This is a genomic window from Pseudoduganella sp. GW821-FHT12E03 (assembly GCF_058807115.1).
In genome coordinates this window covers 51,606-70,080 of record NZ_JBXAQJ010000003.1, presented here as the reverse complement: position 1 = coordinate 70,080, position 18,475 = coordinate 51,606, and the positions used below count along the sequence as shown (strand labels likewise).

The 18,475-nt window shown below is 63.6% G+C and carries 14 protein-coding genes; 12 read left to right on the top strand and 2 right to left on the bottom strand.

Annotation, left to right across the window (positions count from 1 at the left end):
* The first annotated feature begins 31 nt into the window (after positions 1 to 31).
* The 8 genes from AC1RRC_RS08080 to AC1RRC_RS08045 all read left to right on the top strand — a co-directional run bounded on the left by AC1RRC_RS08080 (position 32) and on the right by AC1RRC_RS08045 (position 9,762).
* The gene (locus AC1RRC_RS08080) at positions 32 to 1,189 is read left to right on the top strand and encodes a nucleotidyltransferase family protein (RefSeq protein ID WP_493054772.1); all 1,158 of its coding nucleotides are present in this window, start codon (positions 32 to 34) and stop codon (positions 1,187 to 1,189) included.
* Positions 1,189 to 2,610: a mannose-1-phosphate guanylyltransferase/mannose-6-phosphate isomerase gene (locus AC1RRC_RS08075; RefSeq protein ID WP_493054771.1), complete on the top strand. Its 1,422-nt coding sequence runs from the start codon at positions 1,189 to 1,191 to the stop codon at positions 2,608 to 2,610. The genes AC1RRC_RS08080 and AC1RRC_RS08075 overlap by 1 nt, the downstream gene beginning before the upstream one ends.
* Entirely contained in the window at positions 2,591 to 3,658 is a 1,068-nt protein-coding gene (locus AC1RRC_RS08070; RefSeq protein ID WP_493054770.1) for a TIGR03790 family protein, read from the top strand. Before AC1RRC_RS08075 ends, AC1RRC_RS08070 begins: the two co-directional genes overlap by 20 nt.
* 253 nt (positions 3,659 to 3,911) lie before the next feature.
* Positions 3,912 to 6,911, top strand: coding sequence for an ExeM/NucH family extracellular endonuclease (locus AC1RRC_RS08065; protein ID WP_493054769.1), 3,000 nt, complete (start codon positions 3,912 to 3,914; stop codon positions 6,909 to 6,911).
* Positions 6,912 to 6,933: 22 nt separating this feature from the next.
* Positions 6,934 to 7,536: an NF038129 family PEP-CTERM protein gene (locus AC1RRC_RS08060; protein WP_493054768.1), complete on the top strand. Its 603-nt coding sequence runs from the start codon at positions 6,934 to 6,936 to the stop codon at positions 7,534 to 7,536.
* 196 nt (positions 7,537 to 7,732) lie between these two features.
* Entirely contained in the window at positions 7,733 to 8,437 is a 705-nt protein-coding gene (locus tag AC1RRC_RS08055; RefSeq protein WP_493054767.1) for a winged helix-turn-helix domain-containing protein, read from the top strand.
* A gap of 23 nt (positions 8,438 to 8,460) precedes the next feature.
* Positions 8,461 to 9,300: a LuxR C-terminal-related transcriptional regulator gene (locus AC1RRC_RS08050; RefSeq protein ID WP_493054766.1), complete on the top strand. Its 840-nt coding sequence runs from the start codon at positions 8,461 to 8,463 to the stop codon at positions 9,298 to 9,300.
* Between the two features lie 66 nt (positions 9,301 to 9,366).
* Positions 9,367 to 9,762, top strand: coding sequence for a hypothetical protein (locus tag AC1RRC_RS08045; protein WP_493054765.1), 396 nt, complete (start codon positions 9,367 to 9,369; stop codon positions 9,760 to 9,762).
* A gap of 75 nt (positions 9,763 to 9,837) precedes the next feature.
* Here AC1RRC_RS08045 and AC1RRC_RS08040 read toward each other — a convergent pair whose 3' ends face one another.
* Together AC1RRC_RS08040 and AC1RRC_RS08035 are read right to left on the bottom strand one after the other, a co-directional pair.
* Positions 9,838 to 13,038 (bottom strand): S8 family serine peptidase, encoded by a 3,201-nt coding sequence (locus AC1RRC_RS08040; RefSeq protein ID WP_493054764.1) that lies wholly within the window; start codon positions 13,036 to 13,038, stop codon positions 9,838 to 9,840.
* 35 nt (positions 13,039 to 13,073) lie between these two features.
* Positions 13,074 to 13,826 carry an NF038120 family PEP-CTERM protein gene (locus AC1RRC_RS08035; protein WP_493054763.1) on the bottom strand — a complete coding sequence of 251 codons (753 nt, stop codon included), beginning with the start codon at positions 13,824 to 13,826 and terminating at the stop codon, positions 13,074 to 13,076.
* A gap of 398 nt (positions 13,827 to 14,224) precedes the next feature.
* Here AC1RRC_RS08035 and gspG point away from each other — a divergent pair, with 398 nt between their 5' ends.
* The 4 genes from gspG to AC1RRC_RS08015 all read left to right on the top strand — a co-directional run bounded on the left by gspG (position 14,225) and on the right by AC1RRC_RS08015 (position 18,448).
* The gene (gene gspG, locus AC1RRC_RS08030) at positions 14,225 to 14,668 is read left to right on the top strand and encodes a type II secretion system major pseudopilin GspG (RefSeq protein WP_493054762.1); all 444 of its coding nucleotides are present in this window, start codon (positions 14,225 to 14,227) and stop codon (positions 14,666 to 14,668) included.
* A gap of 54 nt (positions 14,669 to 14,722) precedes the next feature.
* Positions 14,723 to 15,904, top strand: coding sequence for a type II secretion system F family protein (locus tag AC1RRC_RS08025; protein ID WP_493054761.1), 1,182 nt, complete (start codon positions 14,723 to 14,725; stop codon positions 15,902 to 15,904).
* A gap of 68 nt (positions 15,905 to 15,972) precedes the next feature.
* Positions 15,973 to 17,631: a GspE/PulE family protein gene (locus AC1RRC_RS08020; protein WP_493055503.1), complete on the top strand. Its 1,659-nt coding sequence runs from the start codon at positions 15,973 to 15,975 to the stop codon at positions 17,629 to 17,631.
* Complete coding sequence (locus AC1RRC_RS08015; protein WP_493054760.1) at positions 17,624 to 18,448, top strand: hypothetical protein; 825 nt, start codon at positions 17,624 to 17,626, stop codon at positions 18,446 to 18,448. The genes AC1RRC_RS08020 and AC1RRC_RS08015 overlap by 8 nt, the downstream gene beginning before the upstream one ends.
* The last annotated feature ends 27 nt before the right edge of the window (positions 18,449 to 18,475 follow it).

Genomic DNA, 18,475 nt, shown 5'->3' with positions numbered 1-18,475 from the left:
GTCTGGTTGAATACACCTCTAGGAGCACACAATGAAAGCGATGATACTGGCCGCAGGAAAGGGGACGCGCGTGCGCCCCCTGACTTACGATTTACCCAAACCCATGATCCCGATTCTCGGCAAGCCGGTGATGGCTTACCTGGTCGAACACCTGGCCCGCTACGGCATCACGGAAATCATGGTCAACGTCAGTTACCTGCACGAAAAGATCGAAGAGTATTTTGGCGAAGGCCATCAATTCGGCGTCCAGATCGGCTATTCGTTCGAAGGCTATACCAACAACGAAGGAGAAGTGGTGCCGGAACCGCTGGGTTCGGCAGGCGGCATGCGCAAGATCCAGGATTTCGGCCGCTTCTTCGATGAAACCACGATCGTGCTGTGCGGCGACGCCATCATCGACCTCGACATCAAGTCAGCGCTGTTCGAGCACCGCCGCAAAGGCGCGCTGGCGACCGTGATCACGCGCGAAGTGCCGTGGGATAAGGTGTCGTCGTATGGCGTGGTGGTGACGGACGGCGATGGCCGCATCCAGGCATTCCAGGAAAAACCGTCGCGCGACGCTGCGCTGTCGAACCTGGCCTCGACCGGGATCTATATCTTCGAGCCGCAGGTGCTGGAATTGATCCCGAACGACCGCCCGTTCGACATTGGTTCGGAATTGTTCCCGCTGCTGGTGGAACAAGGCTTGCCGTTCTACGCGCAGGCACGCAAGTTCGACTGGATCGATATCGGCAGCGTCAAGGATTACTGGGAAGTGCTGCAAAGCGTGCTGCTGGGCGAAGTGGCCAACATGAAAGTGCCAGGCATCCAGGTCGATGACGGCCTATGGGTCGGCCTCAATACCAGCATCGACTGGAGCAACGGCACCCGCATCGAAGGTCCGGTGTATTTGGGGTCCGGCGTCAGGGTGGAGGCGGGCGCCTGTATCATCGGTCCCAGCTGGATTGGCCACGGCAGCCATATTTGCGCGGGCGCGGAAGTGGTGAAGAGTGTGTTGTTCGAATATACTCGTGTGTTACCGGACGTTACGCTGGAAGAATTAATTGTCTTCAAGGACTATAGTGTCGACCGCGCCGGCGAAATGAAGCATATTTCGCAGTACGAGCAGGGCGAGTGGGCCAATGCCCGCGATCGCCGCCGTCGCCGCCGGCAGGAAGAAGAAATGTCTCTCAATTTGGAACACGCTTAATGAAAATTTATCCGATCATCCTGTCCGGCGGCGCTGGCACCCGTTTGTGGCCACTGTCGCGGGCAGTGTTGCCGAAGCAGTTGCTGCCGCTCGTCACTGACAAAACCATGCTGCAGGAAACCGCGTTGCGGGTGTCGGGTGCGCCTGAGATGCAGGCGCCCCTGATCGTCTGTGGCAACGACCACCGCTTCCTGGTGGCCGAGCAAATGCGCGAAACCGGCATCAAGCCGCTGGCCATCTTGCTGGAACCGGTGGGCCGCAACACGGCGCCGGCGGTGGCGGCCGCCGCCAACTACGTCAAGGCGATCGATGCGGATGCCATGATGCTGGTGCTGCCGGCCGATCACGTGATCAATGATGTGCCGGCGTTCCACGCCGCTGTCGATCGCGCCGCGGCGCTGGCGCGCGAAGGCGCGCTGGCCACGTTCGGCATCGTGCCGACCGCGCCGGAAACCGGCTATGGCTATATCAAGAGCGGCGACCTGGTGAAGGGCGCGGCGGGTGACGGTTACCAGGTCGAGCGCTTCGTGGAAAAGCCGGACCGCGCCACGGCGGAAACCTTCGTCAAGGCCGGCACCTATTTCTGGAACAGCGGCATGTTCCTGTTCCGCGCCGATGCGTACCTGCGCGAACTCGAACAATATGCGCCGGAGATGGCGAAAGCCGCCGCCGCCGCCGTGCAAAACGATTACAGCGACCTGGACTTCTGCCGCCTGGATGAAGCCGCCTTTACCTCCAGCCCGTCCGATTCGATCGACTACGCGGTGATGGAAAAGACCCGGCACGCGGTCGTGGTGCCGGCCGATATCGGCTGGAGCGATGTCGGTTCGTGGTCCGCGCTGCATGAGGTGCAGCGGAAGGACGACAACGGCAACGTCACGCGCGGCGACGTCTACCTCGACGGTGTGACCGGCTCGCTGGTGCGCGCGGAATCGCGCATCGTGGCGGTGGTGGGCGTCAAGGACGTGGTCGTGGTGGAAACCAATGACGCCGTGCTGGTGGCCCACAAAGACCAGGTTCAGCGCGTCAAGCAAATCGTCGATCACCTGAAGGCGCAAGACCGTACCGAGCACCTGATGCACCGTAAAGTGTTCCGTCCTTGGGGCAGCTACGAAGGCATCGACGTCGGTGACCGCTTCCAGGTCAAGCGCATCATTGTCAACCCGGGCGGCAAGCTGTCGCTGCAAATGCACCATCACCGCGCCGAACACTGGGTGGTGGTGTCCGGCACCGCGCGCGTCACCTGTGGCGAGGAAGTCAAGCTGTTGACGGAAAACGAATCGACGTATATCCCGATCGGCATGAACCACCGCCTGGAAAATCCGGGCAAAGTGCCGTTGCACCTGATCGAAGTGCAGTCCGGCAGTTACCTGGGTGAAGACGATATCGTGCGTTTCGAGGATGTCTATCAGCGCACCTGACCGCCGCAGCTTGCCGCACCCCGCCAGGATCGCACCTGTTGCGGTGCTGGCGTGCGCGCTGTGCCTGATACTCCATCCGGCAGTGGCGCAATCACCCCGCATCCCTACCGCGTTACAGCCATCGCAACTGGCCGTGATCGTCAATGACGACGATCCGGACAGTGTCGCCGTTGCCAAGCTGTACCGCGAAAAGCGCGCCATCCCGCAAGAAAATATCGTCCACGTGCGCATTCCGGGCAAGCCCCGCAATCTCGATGCGGCCCGCTTTGCCGAATTAAAACAGCAGATCGAGCGCCAACTGGCGCCCGGCATCCAGGCCGTGCTGATGGCGTGGAGCACGCCGTATGCGGTGGAGTGCCAGGGCATCACGGCAGCCTATACCTTGGGCTTCGATCCCGCGCTGTGCAGCAAGCCTTGCGGCCCCGGCAAACCCAGCCCCTACTTCAACGCGCCGTCGCGGTTGCCGTACACGGACCACGGCCTGCGCCTGTCCATGCTGTTGCCGGCAGCGGACCGGCCACTGGCCGCCGCGCTGATCGGGCGCGGCATGACGGCCGCCACGGGCAGGCCGGCGCTGGCGGGCGCGTATTATGTGATCACCCCGGACAAGGCGCGCAACAGCCGCGCCCCTTTCTTCCCCCGCGCCGGCGTGCTGAAAGGGAAGGGCGTGGCCATGCATGTGCTCAATGGCGCCGCGCTGGAAAACGCCGATGACGTTATCGTGTACCAGATCGGCGCCGCCACGGTCGGCAAGCTCGATACCGTGCACTTCGCTCCCGGTGCGCTGGCCGACCACCTGACGTCGCTGGGCGGCGATTTGCTGGGGTCGACGCAAATGAGCAGCCTGCGCTGGCTGGAAGCCGGCGCCACCGCCAGTTACGGCACGGTCAGCGAACCGTGCAATTACTGGCAAAAATTCCCCCACCCGGCCGTGCTGCTGTCCCATTATGTGACGGGGCAGAGCGCGATCGAGGCTTACTGGAAAAGCGTGGCCTGGCCTGCGCAAGGCGTGTTTATCGGCGAGCCGCTGGCCGCGCCGTTCAAATAATGTCGATACAAGCACCGGGAGCAGGCACTGTTGTATCCATGCTCACAGCGCATGGAGCGTGCGCTCTAATTTCACATTGAAAGTCCTCTGGAACCCGCATTCCTGTGTGGTTTTTGTTGCATATTAGTCCGTTCGGATCAATGACTTGTCATCAACACGTCATGTGCTTCAATTAATATGCAAAACATAACAATAAGTACATTTTGTTAATGTTGGCGCCGCCAGCAGCCGCCCCCTCACCACAGGAATTCACATGAAACACACTACCTTGCACGCCGTGCCGGGACGTATGACCGTTCTGGCAGCCTTGCTGGCAGGCATGTCCGCCCCGGCGCTCGCCGTCTCTGACAACATCGTCATCAGCCAGGTCTACGGCGCGGGCGGCAACGGCTCCGGCGCCACCGGCGCGGTCCTCAAGCACGATTACATCGAGCTGTTCAACCGTGGCTCGGCGGCGGTTTCGCTGTCCGGCTGGAGCGTGCAATATGCGTCGTCGTCCGGCACGTCGTGGCAAGTGACGCCGCTGACCGCCGTGACTCTGGAACCGGGCCAGTACTACCTGGTGCAGCAGGCGGCAGGTAGCGGCGGCACGGCCACCACGGTGGTGGCGGACAAGGTGGGCACTATCGCGATGGCGGGAGGCGCCGGCAAGGTTGCGCTGGTGTCGAGCACCACGGCGCTGTCGGGCTCGGCCCCGACCGGCGGTGCGCTGGTGGATTTCGTTGGTTTCGGCGGAGCCAATGCCTTTGAAGGCACGGCCCCGACCCCGGTCCTGGGCAACCTGCTGTCCGCTTATCGCGGCAACGATGGCTGCACGGACACCGACAACAACGGCGCCGACTTCGCCACGGCGGTCCCGGCGCCGCGCAACACGGCAACGGAAAAACGCCTGTGCTCGGTCGCGCCGCAAAAACCCATCGTGGCGACTTGCCCGTCGGCGCTGGCGCTGGCGCAAGGCTTTGCCGGCAGCGCGGCGCTGTCCGCGACCGACCTGGACGGCATCGTCAACGGCGCCACCATTTCCGCCGGCGCCATGACCGGCCTGGCGTTGGCCGACTTCACCGCAGCGTCGGCAGAGGGCGGCACCGCCACTGTCAACCTGACCGCATCGAACGGCCTGGCCGTGGGCAATTACCCGGTGACGGTGCAGTTCACCAATAACCAGGGCCAGACCGGCTCGTGCCAGTTGACCGTGAAGATTTCCGGCCTGGCCGCGGTGACCCGCTCCATCCCTGAAATCCAGGGCCCGGGCGCCACCAGCCCATACAACAACACCGTGCAAACCACGGAAGGCATCGTGACCCTGAAAGTGGGCACCGGCTTCTTCCTGCAGGATGTGAATGGCGACGGCAATCCGGACACCTCGGACGGCGTCTTTGTGTACACCGCCAACAGCCCGGCCAATGTGCAGGCCGGCGACAAGGTGCGCGTCACCGGCACCGTCACGGAATACACGCCGACCAGCGCCAAGCGCTCGTACACGGAAATCAAGGATGTGACGGCGGCGGTCGTCATGTCGTCCGGCTACACCATCACCCCGGCCAACGTGGTGCTGGGCGATGACCTGGGCAAAGTCGAAGGCATGCTGGTCAACTTCACGCAGCCGCTGACCGTCAACCAGGTCGAATACCTGGGCGACCGTGGCGAAGTGACCCTGGCCAATGGCCGCCTGGAAGTGCCGACCAACCGTCATCCGGCCCGCACGGCGGAAGCCTATGCCCTGGCGGCGTCGAACGCGGCCGGCATCATCGTGCTCGATGACGGTATCTTCACCACCCCGGCCACCATTCCTTACATCGGTCAGGACAACACCGTGCGCGTGGGCGACACCGTGACCAGCCTGACCGGCGTGATCGACTTTGGCGCCATCGGTGGCGGCGGCGCGGCGTTCAAGCTGCAGCCGGTGGGCGCACCGCAATTCTCGCGCACCAACCCGCGCGAAGAAGCGCCGGTACTGGCTGCCGGTAACGTCAAAGTGGCCAGCGCCAACGTGCTGAACTTCTTCACCACGTTCGCCAACGGCGCCGACGTGGAAGGCCGCACCGGCCAGGGCTGCAAGATCGGTAACACCACCTCTGCCTCGAACTGCCGTGGCGCCAACAACCTGGTGGAATTCATCCGCCAGCGCGACAAGATCGTGGCCAAGCTGAAAGCCATCGACGCCGACGTGATCGGCTTGATGGAAATCCAGAACAATGGCGATTACGCCGTCACCTACCTGACCAATGCGCTGAACGCCGCGATTGGCGCCCCGGTGTATGCGGTGGTGCCGGCGCCGGCCGCGTCGGGCACCGATGCGATCCGTGTCGCCATGATGTACAAGCCGTCGAAACTGGCTCTGGTGGGCGGCGCCCTGTCCGATGGCGACGCCATCAACAACCGCGCCCCGATGGCACAGACTTTCGCCGCCGCCAATGGCGAAAAATTCTCGCTGATCGTCAACCACCTGAAGTCGAAAGGCAGCTGCCCGAACTCCGGCGCGGATGCCGACCAGGGTGACAGCCAGGGTTGCTGGAACGCCAACCGGATCCTGCAGGCGCAGCGCCTGGTCAACACCTTCGTGCCGCAAGTGGTGGCAGCCAGCGGCGACGCCGACGTGCTGCTGATCGGCGACATGAATGCGTATGGCAAGGAAGATCCGATCGCCGCCATGACGGGCGCCGGTTTTGTGAACCAGCTGGAACGCTTCATCCGTCCATTTGGCATGCCGTATTCGTACGTCTTCGGCGGCACCAGCGGTTACCTGGACCACGCGCTGGCCAGCGCAGCGCTGAGCCCGCAAGTGGCCGGCGCGGCGGAGTGGCATGTCAATGCCGATGAACCGACCGTGATCGACTACAACACGGAGTCCAAGCCGCAAGACTTGTACACCGCGTTGCCATACCGCGCGTCGGACCACGATCCGGTCGTGATCAGCCTGAACCTGCAGCCGAAGTTTGTGGACCTGGCGGGCAGTGTGAAACTGACGCAGCAAGGCGCCACGTATAACCGCGCGACGTCGAAATATGTCGGTGGCATGACCATCACCAATACCAGTGGGGCGGCGATGACGGGGCCATTCCAACTGAAGCTGAACAGCCTGGCTGCCGGCCTGACCTTGGACAATGCCAGCGGCACGCACGAAGGCGCTCCATACGTGACGGTCAACGTCAACCTGGCGCCAGGCGCGGCCATCACGGTGCCACTGACGTTCTCCGGTGCGGCACGCCTGATGGTGACTTACACGCCGAAGTTCTATCGCGGCTCGTTCTGAATTTTTGAGTTAGGAAATAAAAATGTTTAATACCTTTGTTACTTTAGTCCGCCGCGCAGCGTTGGCTGCGGTGCTGGCCGCCACCAGCGGCCTGGCCACTGCCGGTACCATCCACGTTTCCATCGATACAAGCACCTTCGGCGTCGACAGCGGCTTGCTGGACATGAACCTGTCCGCCATCCCGGGCGTACCGCTGGCCACGGCCACCCTGTCGAACTTCACGGGTTTCGACAAGGCTGACCGCGACGACCAGTGGAGCTGGGGTTTTGTCGAGACCGCCGACGGTTATGTGTTGAATAACAATCTCGACAACTACCTGTCCCATCTGGTGTCGTTTGGCGGCACCCTGGGCTTCGACCTGACGTTTGCCGGTGCGTTCGACGATGCGACCCAGTACGTTTCCCATTTCGTCATCGTGGCTTATGACAATGACCTTAACCCGCTGGGTAACTTCAATGAGGAAACCAATGCTCTGCTGGAATACACTTGGACCCCGTCGCCAACTGAAGGCGGCCAGGGCAGTGTCGGCACCGTGCCGGAACCGGGTGTCTTGTTGCTGATGGGCGCCGGCGTTGCCGGCATGGCGCTGGCGCGCCGTCGCCGCACCGGCAAGCAAGCGGCCTGAATCGTTCAGCACCGCGTGTTGTAAAAGCGCACCATTGTGTGCGCGACAAGATGGCTGAAAACGCACTGCCCCTCATAGGGCAGTGCGTTTTTTGATTTAGTCGAAATTCGAATCAAACCTCTATTTAAATTGTATTAGTGCTGACAAGCAGGGGTAATGCATAGTTAAATCCTGCCTTTTCCATCACTGGTGCATCATGCCTGCCCGGATACTTGTATTAGACAGCGACCCTGCAGTCCAAGATCTGATGTCGCTGAACCTGCGCCAAGCCGGCCACGAACCGGCTTGTCTCGCGGATGCTGAAAGCGCACTGTTACAGTTTGAAGATTCCCTGCCTGATTTATTGCTGGTGGAGTGGGATTTGCCCGGCCAGTCCGGCCTGTCGCTGGTGCGCCGCCTGCGCGCGCTGCCGCGCACGCGCGATTTGCCCATCATCATGGTGATGGCGCGCACGGCGGAAACAGACCGCATCATGGCGCTGGAATGCGGCGCCGACGACGTCATGACCAAGCCCTTCGGTCCCCGTGAAATGCTGGCGCGCATGCACGCCGTGTTGCGCCGCCGCCAGCCGCTCGCCGCGCCCGGAACAGTGCAAATGGCGGGCTTGCGGCTCGACCCCGGCACCTTGCGCGTGATGGCGGGGGAGCGCCAGGTGCCGCTGGGCAGGGTGGAATTCCGCCTGCTCAATTTCCTGATGCACCACCCGGAACGGGTGCACAGCCGCGCCCAGCTGCTGGACCAGGTGTGGGGCCGCCATGTCTATCTCGACGAGCGGACCGTGGACGCCCATGTCGGCCGCTTGCGCAGCGCCTTGCAGCCGTCCGGCCACCATGACCACATTGAAACCGTGCGGGGCAGCGGCTACCGCTTTGTCGCATGGGATGCGTCGTGCGCGGCCTGACGCGGCGGCACGGACCTTATTGATTGCCTGCGTTGGAACTTCCCGTCATCCTCAGCAAGCTCGAGCAGGAATACCTGTTGGGCGCGATCGAAGCGGCCTTGCCCATCGACCATTCTCGCCGCCTGTTCCTGTGGGCGCAGGGCCAATTGCAGGCATTGTTGCCGCACCAGGCGCTGGTATGCCTGCAGCTCGACGGCGACGGGCAGGTGCGCGATGTCCAGTGTTTATACGGCGCCGTGCTGGAGCGCGGCGCGCTCGAGCGGCTGGCGGGCGCCGATGGCGGCCTGGCCGGGCAGCTGGCGCAACTGTGGCGCAGTGGTCCGGCCCGGCCCGCCATCCTTGAAGCCGATCCGGCCCCGGACGGCCCGGCGCCGCAGCGCCTGGCGCCCTTGCGGCCGGTTTTGCTGGCCGCCCGCCAGCACACCACCGACGGCAACCTGTTCGCCAATGTGCTGGTGCACGGCAGCGGCGCCCTGCCTGGCGGCGCAACCTTCTTTGCGCTGTTCGGCATGCCGTTCCGTCCCGGTCCGCGCCATGCCTATTTCCTCGAATTGCTGATGCCGCACATGCACATGGGGTTGCTGCGGATCGCCGCCGGTGCCGGCCTGCCCGATGCCGCGGCGCTGCCGGCGCCGGAGGCGGGGCGCCCGGTCAGCCGGCGCGAAGTGGAAATCCTGCAATGGGTACGGGAGGGCAAGAACAATGAGGAAATCGGCCGCATCCTGGGGATCAGTGGCTGGACCGTGAAAAACCATTTGCAGCGCATCTATAAAACCATGGGCGTCAGCAACCGGGCCCAGGCGGTGGCGCGCGGTATCGCGCTGCGCCTGCTGGCGCCGGCGGACAACCCGCTGTTGCACTGACGCGCACCGGCTGCGCGGTGGTCGCGCGGCGACTGCTATATAGTGGCGCTTTCCCCGGGAGTTGCCATGCGTACGCCTTCAGTCCTGAAATTGTCCCTGCTGTGTTCCTTGCTAGGTTCCCTGTGGTGTGTGCCGCTGACGGGGGGCGCCCATGCCGGGGCGGACGGTGATCCGCTGGCGCGCCTGCGCGCACTGGGCGCTGCTTCGCAATGCCGGCAGGCGGCGCAATGCCGCACCGTGCCGGTGGGATTGCGCGCTTGCGGTGGCCCGGCCGGTTATGTCGCGGTCGCCAAAGCCGATGAAGCCGCCGCGCTGGCGCTGGCGCAGCGCCACCTGGCGCAGCGGCGCGAGGAACTGGCCCGCGCACCGGCGCCGCCGTCCACCTGTGAAGTGATTCCCGATCCAGGCGCGCAATGCGTCGCCGGGCGCTGTGTCACCGGCAACACCTTGCCGACGGAATAAAAAAACGCCGGACTTCCGAAGAAGTACGGCGTTCAAAATGCGCCGGCCCCCGCCGGCGCTGCCTCAAGGGCGTGCTTAGTTCGCTGCGTTGCTGCCTTTGATCGCAGTGGCTGCTGGCAGTGGATCGGTGGCATCGACCGACACCAGGGTGGTGCTGGTGACGCCCGAGCCGACCAGTTGCACGGCGCCCAGGTAGTCCTTGCCTGCCGCCAGGCCGGACCAGCTGGTGACCACGGTGCCGGTGCCGCCGGTGTAGACGATCGCTGGTGCGGTGGCCTTGAAGTTGCCGCCGGTGTCAGCGGTGCTCAGGACCCACGAGCTCATCGTGTAGGTGGCGCTGCCGTTGTGCGGAGCGTAGCCCAGCACGCAGACACGGTAGGTGCCGGCGGCCGGTGCGTTCAGCGTGATCAGCTCGTTCGACGTTGCGGTGCCGCTGCTGCCGACAATGGCGCCGGCGCTGTTCAGTACGAACAGGTCCAGGTCATCGGTGGAGCCAGCTTTGAAGCCGCTGGTGTCTTCATCTTTCATCGAGAAGCGTGCCACCAGTGCGCCTGCCGGAATCGTCACCAGGGTCGAGTTCACGCCGGAACCGCCGCCCGCCTTGCAAGCTGCCACGCCGCCGTCCGCGGTCTGGTCAACGCCCACGGTGCCGGAAGTGCGGGTTGCCGCTTTCAGGCCGGCCTTCTTGACCGTCAAGGCGCCGGTGTAGCCGGTGCCGATCGACATGGCCTGGGTGCCGCTGGTGGCTTCGCTGCTGATTTCACCACGGGCTGCGATCATCGCGGCCTTGGCGGTCAGCGGGCTGCGCACCGTGTGGGTGCCATCGTTCCAGGTCAGCGAACCATAGCTCCACGCGCCTTGTGCCGCGCTGTTGTTGGTCAGGTTGACGGTGAAGGTGGCTTTCGCGCCTGGCGCCAGGGTCAGGGTCGAAGGCGATACCGTCACGGTGTAGCCTGGCAGGGAAGCCGAAGCGGTGTAGGTCGATTCGGTGTCGCCCACGTTGGTCACGGTACGGGTGATGGTGGCTTTACCCAACACTTCCGCGATGGTGATCGACGCCAGGTTCAGGTTGTATGGCTGGATCGAGCCCAAGGTGGTGCAATTGGCGCTGTTGGCGGCCAGCTTGCCGATACCGCACAGGTAACGGATCCAGTCGACCGCGTTGTTGTCATACACCAGGCCAGGATCGGCCGCCTTGTTCGGCTGCACGTGGCCCGCGCCTTGCGACCATGGCAGCTGGCCGTTCGACATGCCGGCCACGCCGTCATTGTAGGTGCCGTAGGTGGTGGTCATCAGCGCCGATTTGATGGCCGCTGGCGACCAGGTCGGGTGCAGGTTGCGCAGCAGCGCGCCCAGGCCGGCCACGTGCGGGCTCGACATCGAGGTGCCTTGCAGCGAAGCCCACGCCGCGTCGGGAACCACACTGCCATCGGCGATGGCGGCGCGCAGGGCAGGGTTGCCCGGTGCGGAAACCGCCGCGATGATGTCCACGCCAGGCGCGGTCAAGTCAGGTTTCAGGACGTTCAGGTCGCCCTTGTTCGGGCCACGGGACGAGAAGCCGGCCATTTTCGGGGCCAGGGTGGCGCCCACGGAAACAACCGCCTTGGTCATCGACGAGGTCGCGTCGGCATGGCTGTTGACCCAGGTCTTGATGGCGGAACCGTCCGCGGCGCTGACGTGGATCGCCGGCAGCACATGCAGGTCGGCCACCAGGCCGGAACCGTTGTCGGCCAGGATCATGCCGGCGCCGCCGGCGGTCAGCACTGCTGCGCCTTTATCGACGCGGGCGGTGGTGCCACGGTCGCAGACCACGACTTTACCGGCGGCTTTCGCTGGATCCAGTTTGGAGGCGATGGTGATCTTGCCGCCCGGGTTGAACACGGCGTCGGCGCGGTCCTTGTCGGTGTAGCACAGGCCGACGGCGGCCTTGTCTTCAGCGGACATGCTGGCGTATGGCACGTTGGCGGCATGGCGGGCCAGCACGGTTGGCAAGCCGGACAGCACGGTCTGGTTGTACGACGCGCCGGAATAGGTGCCTGCGCCCGGTACGGTCACGGTGGCGCCCATGAAGCGGTTGTGGGTCGATGCCGCCACGGTGGTCAGCCATGGGCTGATGTGGGCCACGGCGTTGCCCGGGCCCGAGTTGCCGGCCGAAGCGGCAACGAAGACACCGGCGTTGGCGGCGTTGAAGAACGCCACTTCCACGGAATCCATCACGTTGGTCTGGGAACCGGAAATCGAGAAGTTGATGACGTCGACGCCATCCTTCACCGCGGTTTCAATCGCTTTCACGGAGTCGGACGTGAAGCAGCTGTTCGATACGCCGCTGCCATCGTCGGCCGCCGCGTCCAGGTACGACCAGCAGACCTTGTAGGCCGCCAGGCGGGCGCGTGGCGCCACGCCGGACACGTCGCCGATCGCAATGCCGCCCATGTTGGCCGCCACCATGGCGTTGCCGCCGGCGGTGGTGGAGGTGTGCACACCGTGGCCGCCCTTGTTGCCGGCGTCGGAGCCGCCGCGCAGCGCGTCGCGTGGCGATGCGAAATCGCTGTAGTGCGGGGTCTTTTTCTGGGCCTTGAAGCTGGTGTCGAAGAAGCGCGCGCCGATCAGCTTGTTGTTGCAATGCGCGGTGGTGAAGCCAGGACCGGTTTCGCAGGTGCCTTTCCAGTCAGCCGGCGGCGCGCCGTAGACCTGGGTGCCCGATGCGTCGTGGGTTGGACGGCCATCGGCGTCCACGCGGTCGGCGTAGCCCGGGTTTTCCGGCCACAGGCCGCTGTCGACGATACCGATGACGACGTTTTCACCGGCGGATGCTTTGCCGCCCAGTTTGTCCCACAGGCCGGTGCCCGGCTTGTCCAGGCCCAGGAAGGCTGGCGTGTAAGTGGTTTCCAGCTTGCGCGGTTCATCGACGGAAATCGCGGCCACGGCGCTGTTTTTCTTCAGCGCGCGGACTTCATCGTCGGTCAGCAGGGCGGCGAAGCCGTTGAAGACGGTGTTGTACTGGTGCAGGATGGTGGCGTTGGCCACGGTGGCTTGGACGCTGGCCTGTTTCTGGTCCAGGTAAGACATGTAGGCTTGCACGTCGGCTGCGGACACGTCGAGCTTGCCGGTGGCAGGCTTGGTGGCTGGCAGACCGGCGACGTCGCCGGTGTAAGAGGCGACCGGCTTGTCAGCCAGTTGCACGATGTAAGAGCGGCGCACTTCTTGTGCGTTGACGGCGGTGGCGATGGTGGCGACGAGCGCCAGCACGCCCAGCGATACTGGACGGAGTTTCATTATTGGTTCCTAGGTTGTCGGTTCGAAAGACGTGCTTACTTGGCGGCGCGGCGGCGGCGCGAAGCCAAGCCCATGCCTGCGGCGCCCAGCATCAGCAGGGCGATCGAGCCCGGCTCTGGAACGGTGGTCAGTTGCAAATCGTCGATTGCGAACTGGGCTTGGTTGCCAGCCAGTTCATCGAGGGAATTGATGCAGCCGTTGCCGGAGAAGATGCACGACGTGATCGACAGGCTCGTCAGGTGCTGCTGTGCCCAGTCGGCGCCCAGGTCCCAGTGGTCGAAGGCGAAATCGCCATTGGCGTTCTGGCCGGCGAAGTTACGGGCCGCCGTGATGATGCCGCCGCCGACTTTGGTGCCGGTCAGGATCAACTGGCCATAGCTGTCGTCAGGCAAGCCCGCCACCGGACCCACGAACGCGAAGTTCAGGCTGCTGATCTGGAAGTCATTGAACGCGCTGCTGAAATCGACGGAACCGTCGTTGATGCCAGCGTAGTACTGGGAATCGCTGGCCGGGCAAGCCAGGATTGTGCAAGCCTCGGTGTCGCCGTTCACCGTCATGCCGGAACCGGCCACCGAATCCAGACCCAGGTATTGGGCGATGGGGCTGGCCTTGGCGGTCAGCTTGTAGTCGCCAAATTTGACCGATTCATTGCCATTCAGGTTGAGCGGGGAAATGTTGTTGAAGTCGATGACAGACGTGATGGATGCCTGTGCCGCAGGCGCCCAGATCGCGGCGCCGAACAGTGCCGTTGCCAGAGCGGACTTCAGAATGGAGCGGGTGCGTATCATGTATCTTCCCTTGAGTTTGTAGTTGCAGGTGGTCCTGCTGATCTGTTTTTGGCTTGGCTGGGGTACAGCCAAGTGTGTCCCCGGCTCTCCTCCGGGAGTTCGCAATATAGCAATGCCGACAATAAATGTGAGAAGAATTTCAACGTTGATAATTCGTAAGTTACATACGTAAAACGAATTTTGTTTTCTTTACACTATTACGCACCAAGGTGGTGAGTAACTGGTAGTTACAATAAAAAACCGCGAAAAGTGACTGGGAACGTGTTGCGAAATTTCACACCCCGCATCGATTGTTGTCACACTTCAATCGAAACATTGTCGAATCATCAAACCGCGTGGTAGGCTCTCAGGTCCATTTATCTGAGTGACCCACCAGGCAGTGCTACAGGAGTTTTTTGATGCAAGCAGCAAAGATTCAGAGCAACATCGCAGGTCGCCGCACGCAAGGTTTTACGCTGCTGGAATTGCTGGTGGTAATCGTGATCATTGGCTTGCTGGCGGCGTATGTCGGTCCCAAGTATTTTTCCCAACTGGGTAAATCGGAAGTCACGGTCGCCAAGGCCCAGATTGAAGCGTTTGAAAAATCGCTCGATACTTACCGCCTCGATGTCGGCCGTTATCCCAGCGCCGAGGAAGGCTTGGGGGCACTGTTGACCGCCCCCGCCACCGCCGGCGCCAAATGGAATGGTCCCTACCTGAAAAAGGGCATTCCGCCGGATCCATGGGGCCGCGCCTACCTGTATCGGGCGCCAGGCGCCAAGGCCGAGTACGAGATTGTCTCGCTCGGCAAGGATGGCCAGGTTGGTGGTGAAGGTGACAACGCCGACATCTCGTCGCAATAATCCCTTGTTCCGGCCTTTGTTTCCCAGCGCTTTGCCGGTATAGTTATCGATATCATGCAATTCGATGTCCGCACACTGTCGCCGGAAATGGTGATCGGTCACCAAGTAGTGGATGGCCGCGACGAAGCCGATGCCCGCCGTCAGGTCGAGGCGCGCGGCTTGTTTGTGTCATCGATTTCCCCGGTGCGCGGCGCACGCCGTGGCCGCGGCAAGTCGTTATCACTGTTGCTGTTCAGCCAAGAATTACTGGCGCTGCTCAACGCCGGCCTCGGCGTGGTGGAAGCGCTGGAAGCGCTGCTGGAAAAGGAAGCGTCGCCCGCCACCCGTACCGTGCTGGAGCGCCTGCTGGGTGGCCTGCGCGAAGGTTTGCGGTTTTCCAGCGTGCTGGCCGACCAGCCCGATTTATTCCCCCCGCTGTATATCGGCATTGTCCGGGCCGCCGAAGGCACCAGTGACTTGCCCCGGGCCCTGGCCCGTTATATCGAATACCAGCAGCGCATCGACCTGGTGCGCGGCAAGATCGTCAGCGCCGCGATTTATCCGTGCATCCTGTTGCTGGTGGGCGGTGGCGTCAGCCTGTTCCTGGTGTCGTACGTGGTGCCGCGTTTTGCCGAGGTTTACCAAGGCGCGGGACGCAACCTGCCATGGATGTCGCAAGTGATGCTGAGCTGGGGCCAGTTCGCCGCCGGTCACACCGCCGGTCTGCTGGGCGGCGTCGGCGTGGTGCTGGGCGCATTGGGACTGGGTATCCGGCGCCTGCTGTCCAACGGCGGCCTGGCCAGGCTGCTGGCGGCCATGCCGGGCATCGGTGAACGGGTGCGCATATATGAACTGTCGCGGCTGTACCTGACCTTGGGCATGCTGAGTGAAGGGGGCATCACGATCCTGCATGCGATCGATACGGTGCAGGGCATGGTGTCGGCCTCGGTACGCGACGGGTTGCAGGCGGCGCGGCTGGAAATCGAGGCCGGGCTACCGTTGTCGACGGCGTTTGAAAACAATGGACTGACCACGCCGATTTCGCTGCGCATGCTGCGCGTCGGTGAGCGCACCGGCGACATGGGGCCGATGCTGACGCAATCGGCCGCGTTTTATGACGGTGAAATTTCGCGCTGGATCGACCGCTTTACCCGCACGTTTGAACCGCTGCTGATGGCCGCCATCGGCCTGGTGGTCGGCGCCATTGTGGTGCTGTTGTATATGCCTATTTTTGACCTGGCGGGAGATATGTCATGACCCAAGGCACTGCGATCGCCGATGGCGCGGCGGCTGGCGCCGCTGCTGGCGCCGTGATTGATGCCGCGATGCTGGCGCGTGCCCGCGCGCGCCGCGAACAGACCAAGCGCACCTTGATTGATGAACTGGAAGCGCTGACCGGCATCGAGCCGCGCGTGGCGGTGCAGGAACTGGCCAAGCCGTTCGGCCTGCAAGTGGTGGAAACCGCCGACATGCTGGCGCTGGCGCCCGCGTTCGACTTGCTGCCGCTGTCGCAGGCGATGGCGCGCCACTGCTTGTTGCTGCGCGGCGCCGGCAACGTCGCGGTGGGCGTGATTGCCGATCCGTTTGACCTCGATTTGCAAACCTGGCTGTCGACCCATGCGCGCGCCACGCCGCACGCGCCGCTCAAGCTGGTGCTGGCGCTGCAAGCCGATATCCAGGCCTACCTGTCGAAACAGGAAGAGTCCGCGCGCGCCGTGGACAGCCTGTTGCCCGGGGCCTCGGAAGGCCGGCGCGACGGCAAGACCGCCGCCATCCTGTCGTTTGCGTCGGCGTCGGAAGCGGCCAGCCCGGCCGTGCGCCTGGTCAATTCCACCTTGTATGACGCGCTGAAGGCGGGCGCGTCCGACATCCACCTGGAAAGCACTGCGGGCGGCCTGGCCGTCAAGTACCGGGTCGACGGCGTGCTCGATCACGCCACCTCGGTCAACGGCATCGACGTGGCGGAGCAAATCATTTCGCGCTTAAAAGTGCTGGCCGAACTCGATATCGCGGAACGCCGCGTGCCACAGGATGGCAGCTTCCGGGTCGAATCGGGTGGCCGTGAAATTGACTTGCGGGTCTCGATCATGCCATCGATCCACGGCGAAGACGCGGTGATCCGCGTGCTCGACAAGCGCGCCATGATTGAGTCCTATGGTTCGCTGACCCTGGAAGCGCTGGGTTTCGACGCGCCATCGCTGGCGTCCTTGCGCACGCTGGCGCAGGAAGCCTACGGCATGCTGCTGGTGACGGGGCCGACCGGTTCCGGCAAGACCACCACCCTGTACGCGGCGCTGACGGAAATCCACAATGGCCGCGAAAAAATCATCACGATTGAAGATCCGGTGGAATACCAGTTGCCGGGCATATTGCAAATTCCCGTCAATGAAAAGAAGGGCCTGAGCTTTGCCAAAGGCTTGCGCTCGATCCTGCGCCACGACCCCGACAAAATCATGGTGGGCGAGATCCGCGACCGTGAGACCGCGGAAATCGCCGTGCAGTCCGCGCTGACGGGCCACCTGGTGCTGACCACGGTGCACGCGAATAACGTGTTCGACGTGTTTGGCCGCTTTACCCACATGGGCATCGATCCGTATGCGTTCGTGTCCGCCCTGAACGGCATCTGGGCGCAGCGCCTGGTGCGCATCAATTGTCCCCATTGCGCCGCCCAATACACACCGTCCGACCAGGAACTGGCCAGTGTCAACCTGACGCGCGCGGACGTGCACGATTACCGTTTTATGGAAGGCACGGGGTGCGGTGATTGCCGTGGCACCGGCTACAAGGGGCGCCGCTCGATTGCGGAAATCCTGACCCTGAACGATGAAATCCGCGAACTGATCGTGGACAAGCGGCCGATCCGGCAAATCAAGCAAGCCGCCTATGCGAACGGTACCCGTTCGCTGCGCCTGGCGGCGCTGGAACTGGTGAAGCGGGGCGGCACCACGCTGACTGAAATTAAACGGGTGACTCTGCATGCCTGATGTGACGAAAATAGGGCGCTGGCCCGGACAGGCACTGCGGATTTCGTTGTCGCGCCATGCCATCAGCGTGGCGCGCACCAGCCTTTGGCACCGGACCGTGCAACCGGTGCTGCGCCAGGCCTTTTCGCCGGAAGACGCGGCCGCTCACCACGACCAGCAGGCGCTGGGCATTGCGCTGCGCGACGTGCTGGCCAGCGTGAATGTGAAAGGCTGGCCGGTGCAGGTGGTGCTGGCCGATGAATTGGTGCGCATGTGGCAAGTGACGCCGCCGGCGCAGGCATCGCGCCTGGCCGACGTCGAAGCGGCTGCCGCGCTGCGCTTCTTTACGCTGTATGGCGAGGCCGCCGGCGGCTGGCATATCTCCGGCGACTGGGATACCCGCGCGCCATTCTTTGCCGCGGCCATTCCCCGTCCCTTGCTGGCGATGCTGGAACAACTGGCGCAGGAATTGGGCATGGCGATTGTCTCGGTGCAGCCGCAAGTGGTGGCGGCCTGGAACCATTGGCGCCGCGCCATCAAACCGAACGCGTGGTTTGGCCAGGTGCATGACGGTTTGCTGGCGCTGGGTATTGCCGATGGCGGCCGCCTGCGCGCCGTGCGCACCTTGCCGCTGCCGGTCGGCGCCGCCCATGACTGGCTGACGCAAGCCGTGCAGCGCGAAGCGCTGCTGGCCGGCGTGGAACCGCCGGAACTGGTGCAGCTGTGCGGCGCGGCGCCGCCGTCGCTGGCCAAGCCGGGCGCGCCGGGCCAGACCCCGGTCGCCTTGCTGGGGGCCGTGTTGCCGGGCGAAGCGTTGCCGAGCGAGGTGCTGGCATGAGGACGGTGCGAATGATGCGGATGATGT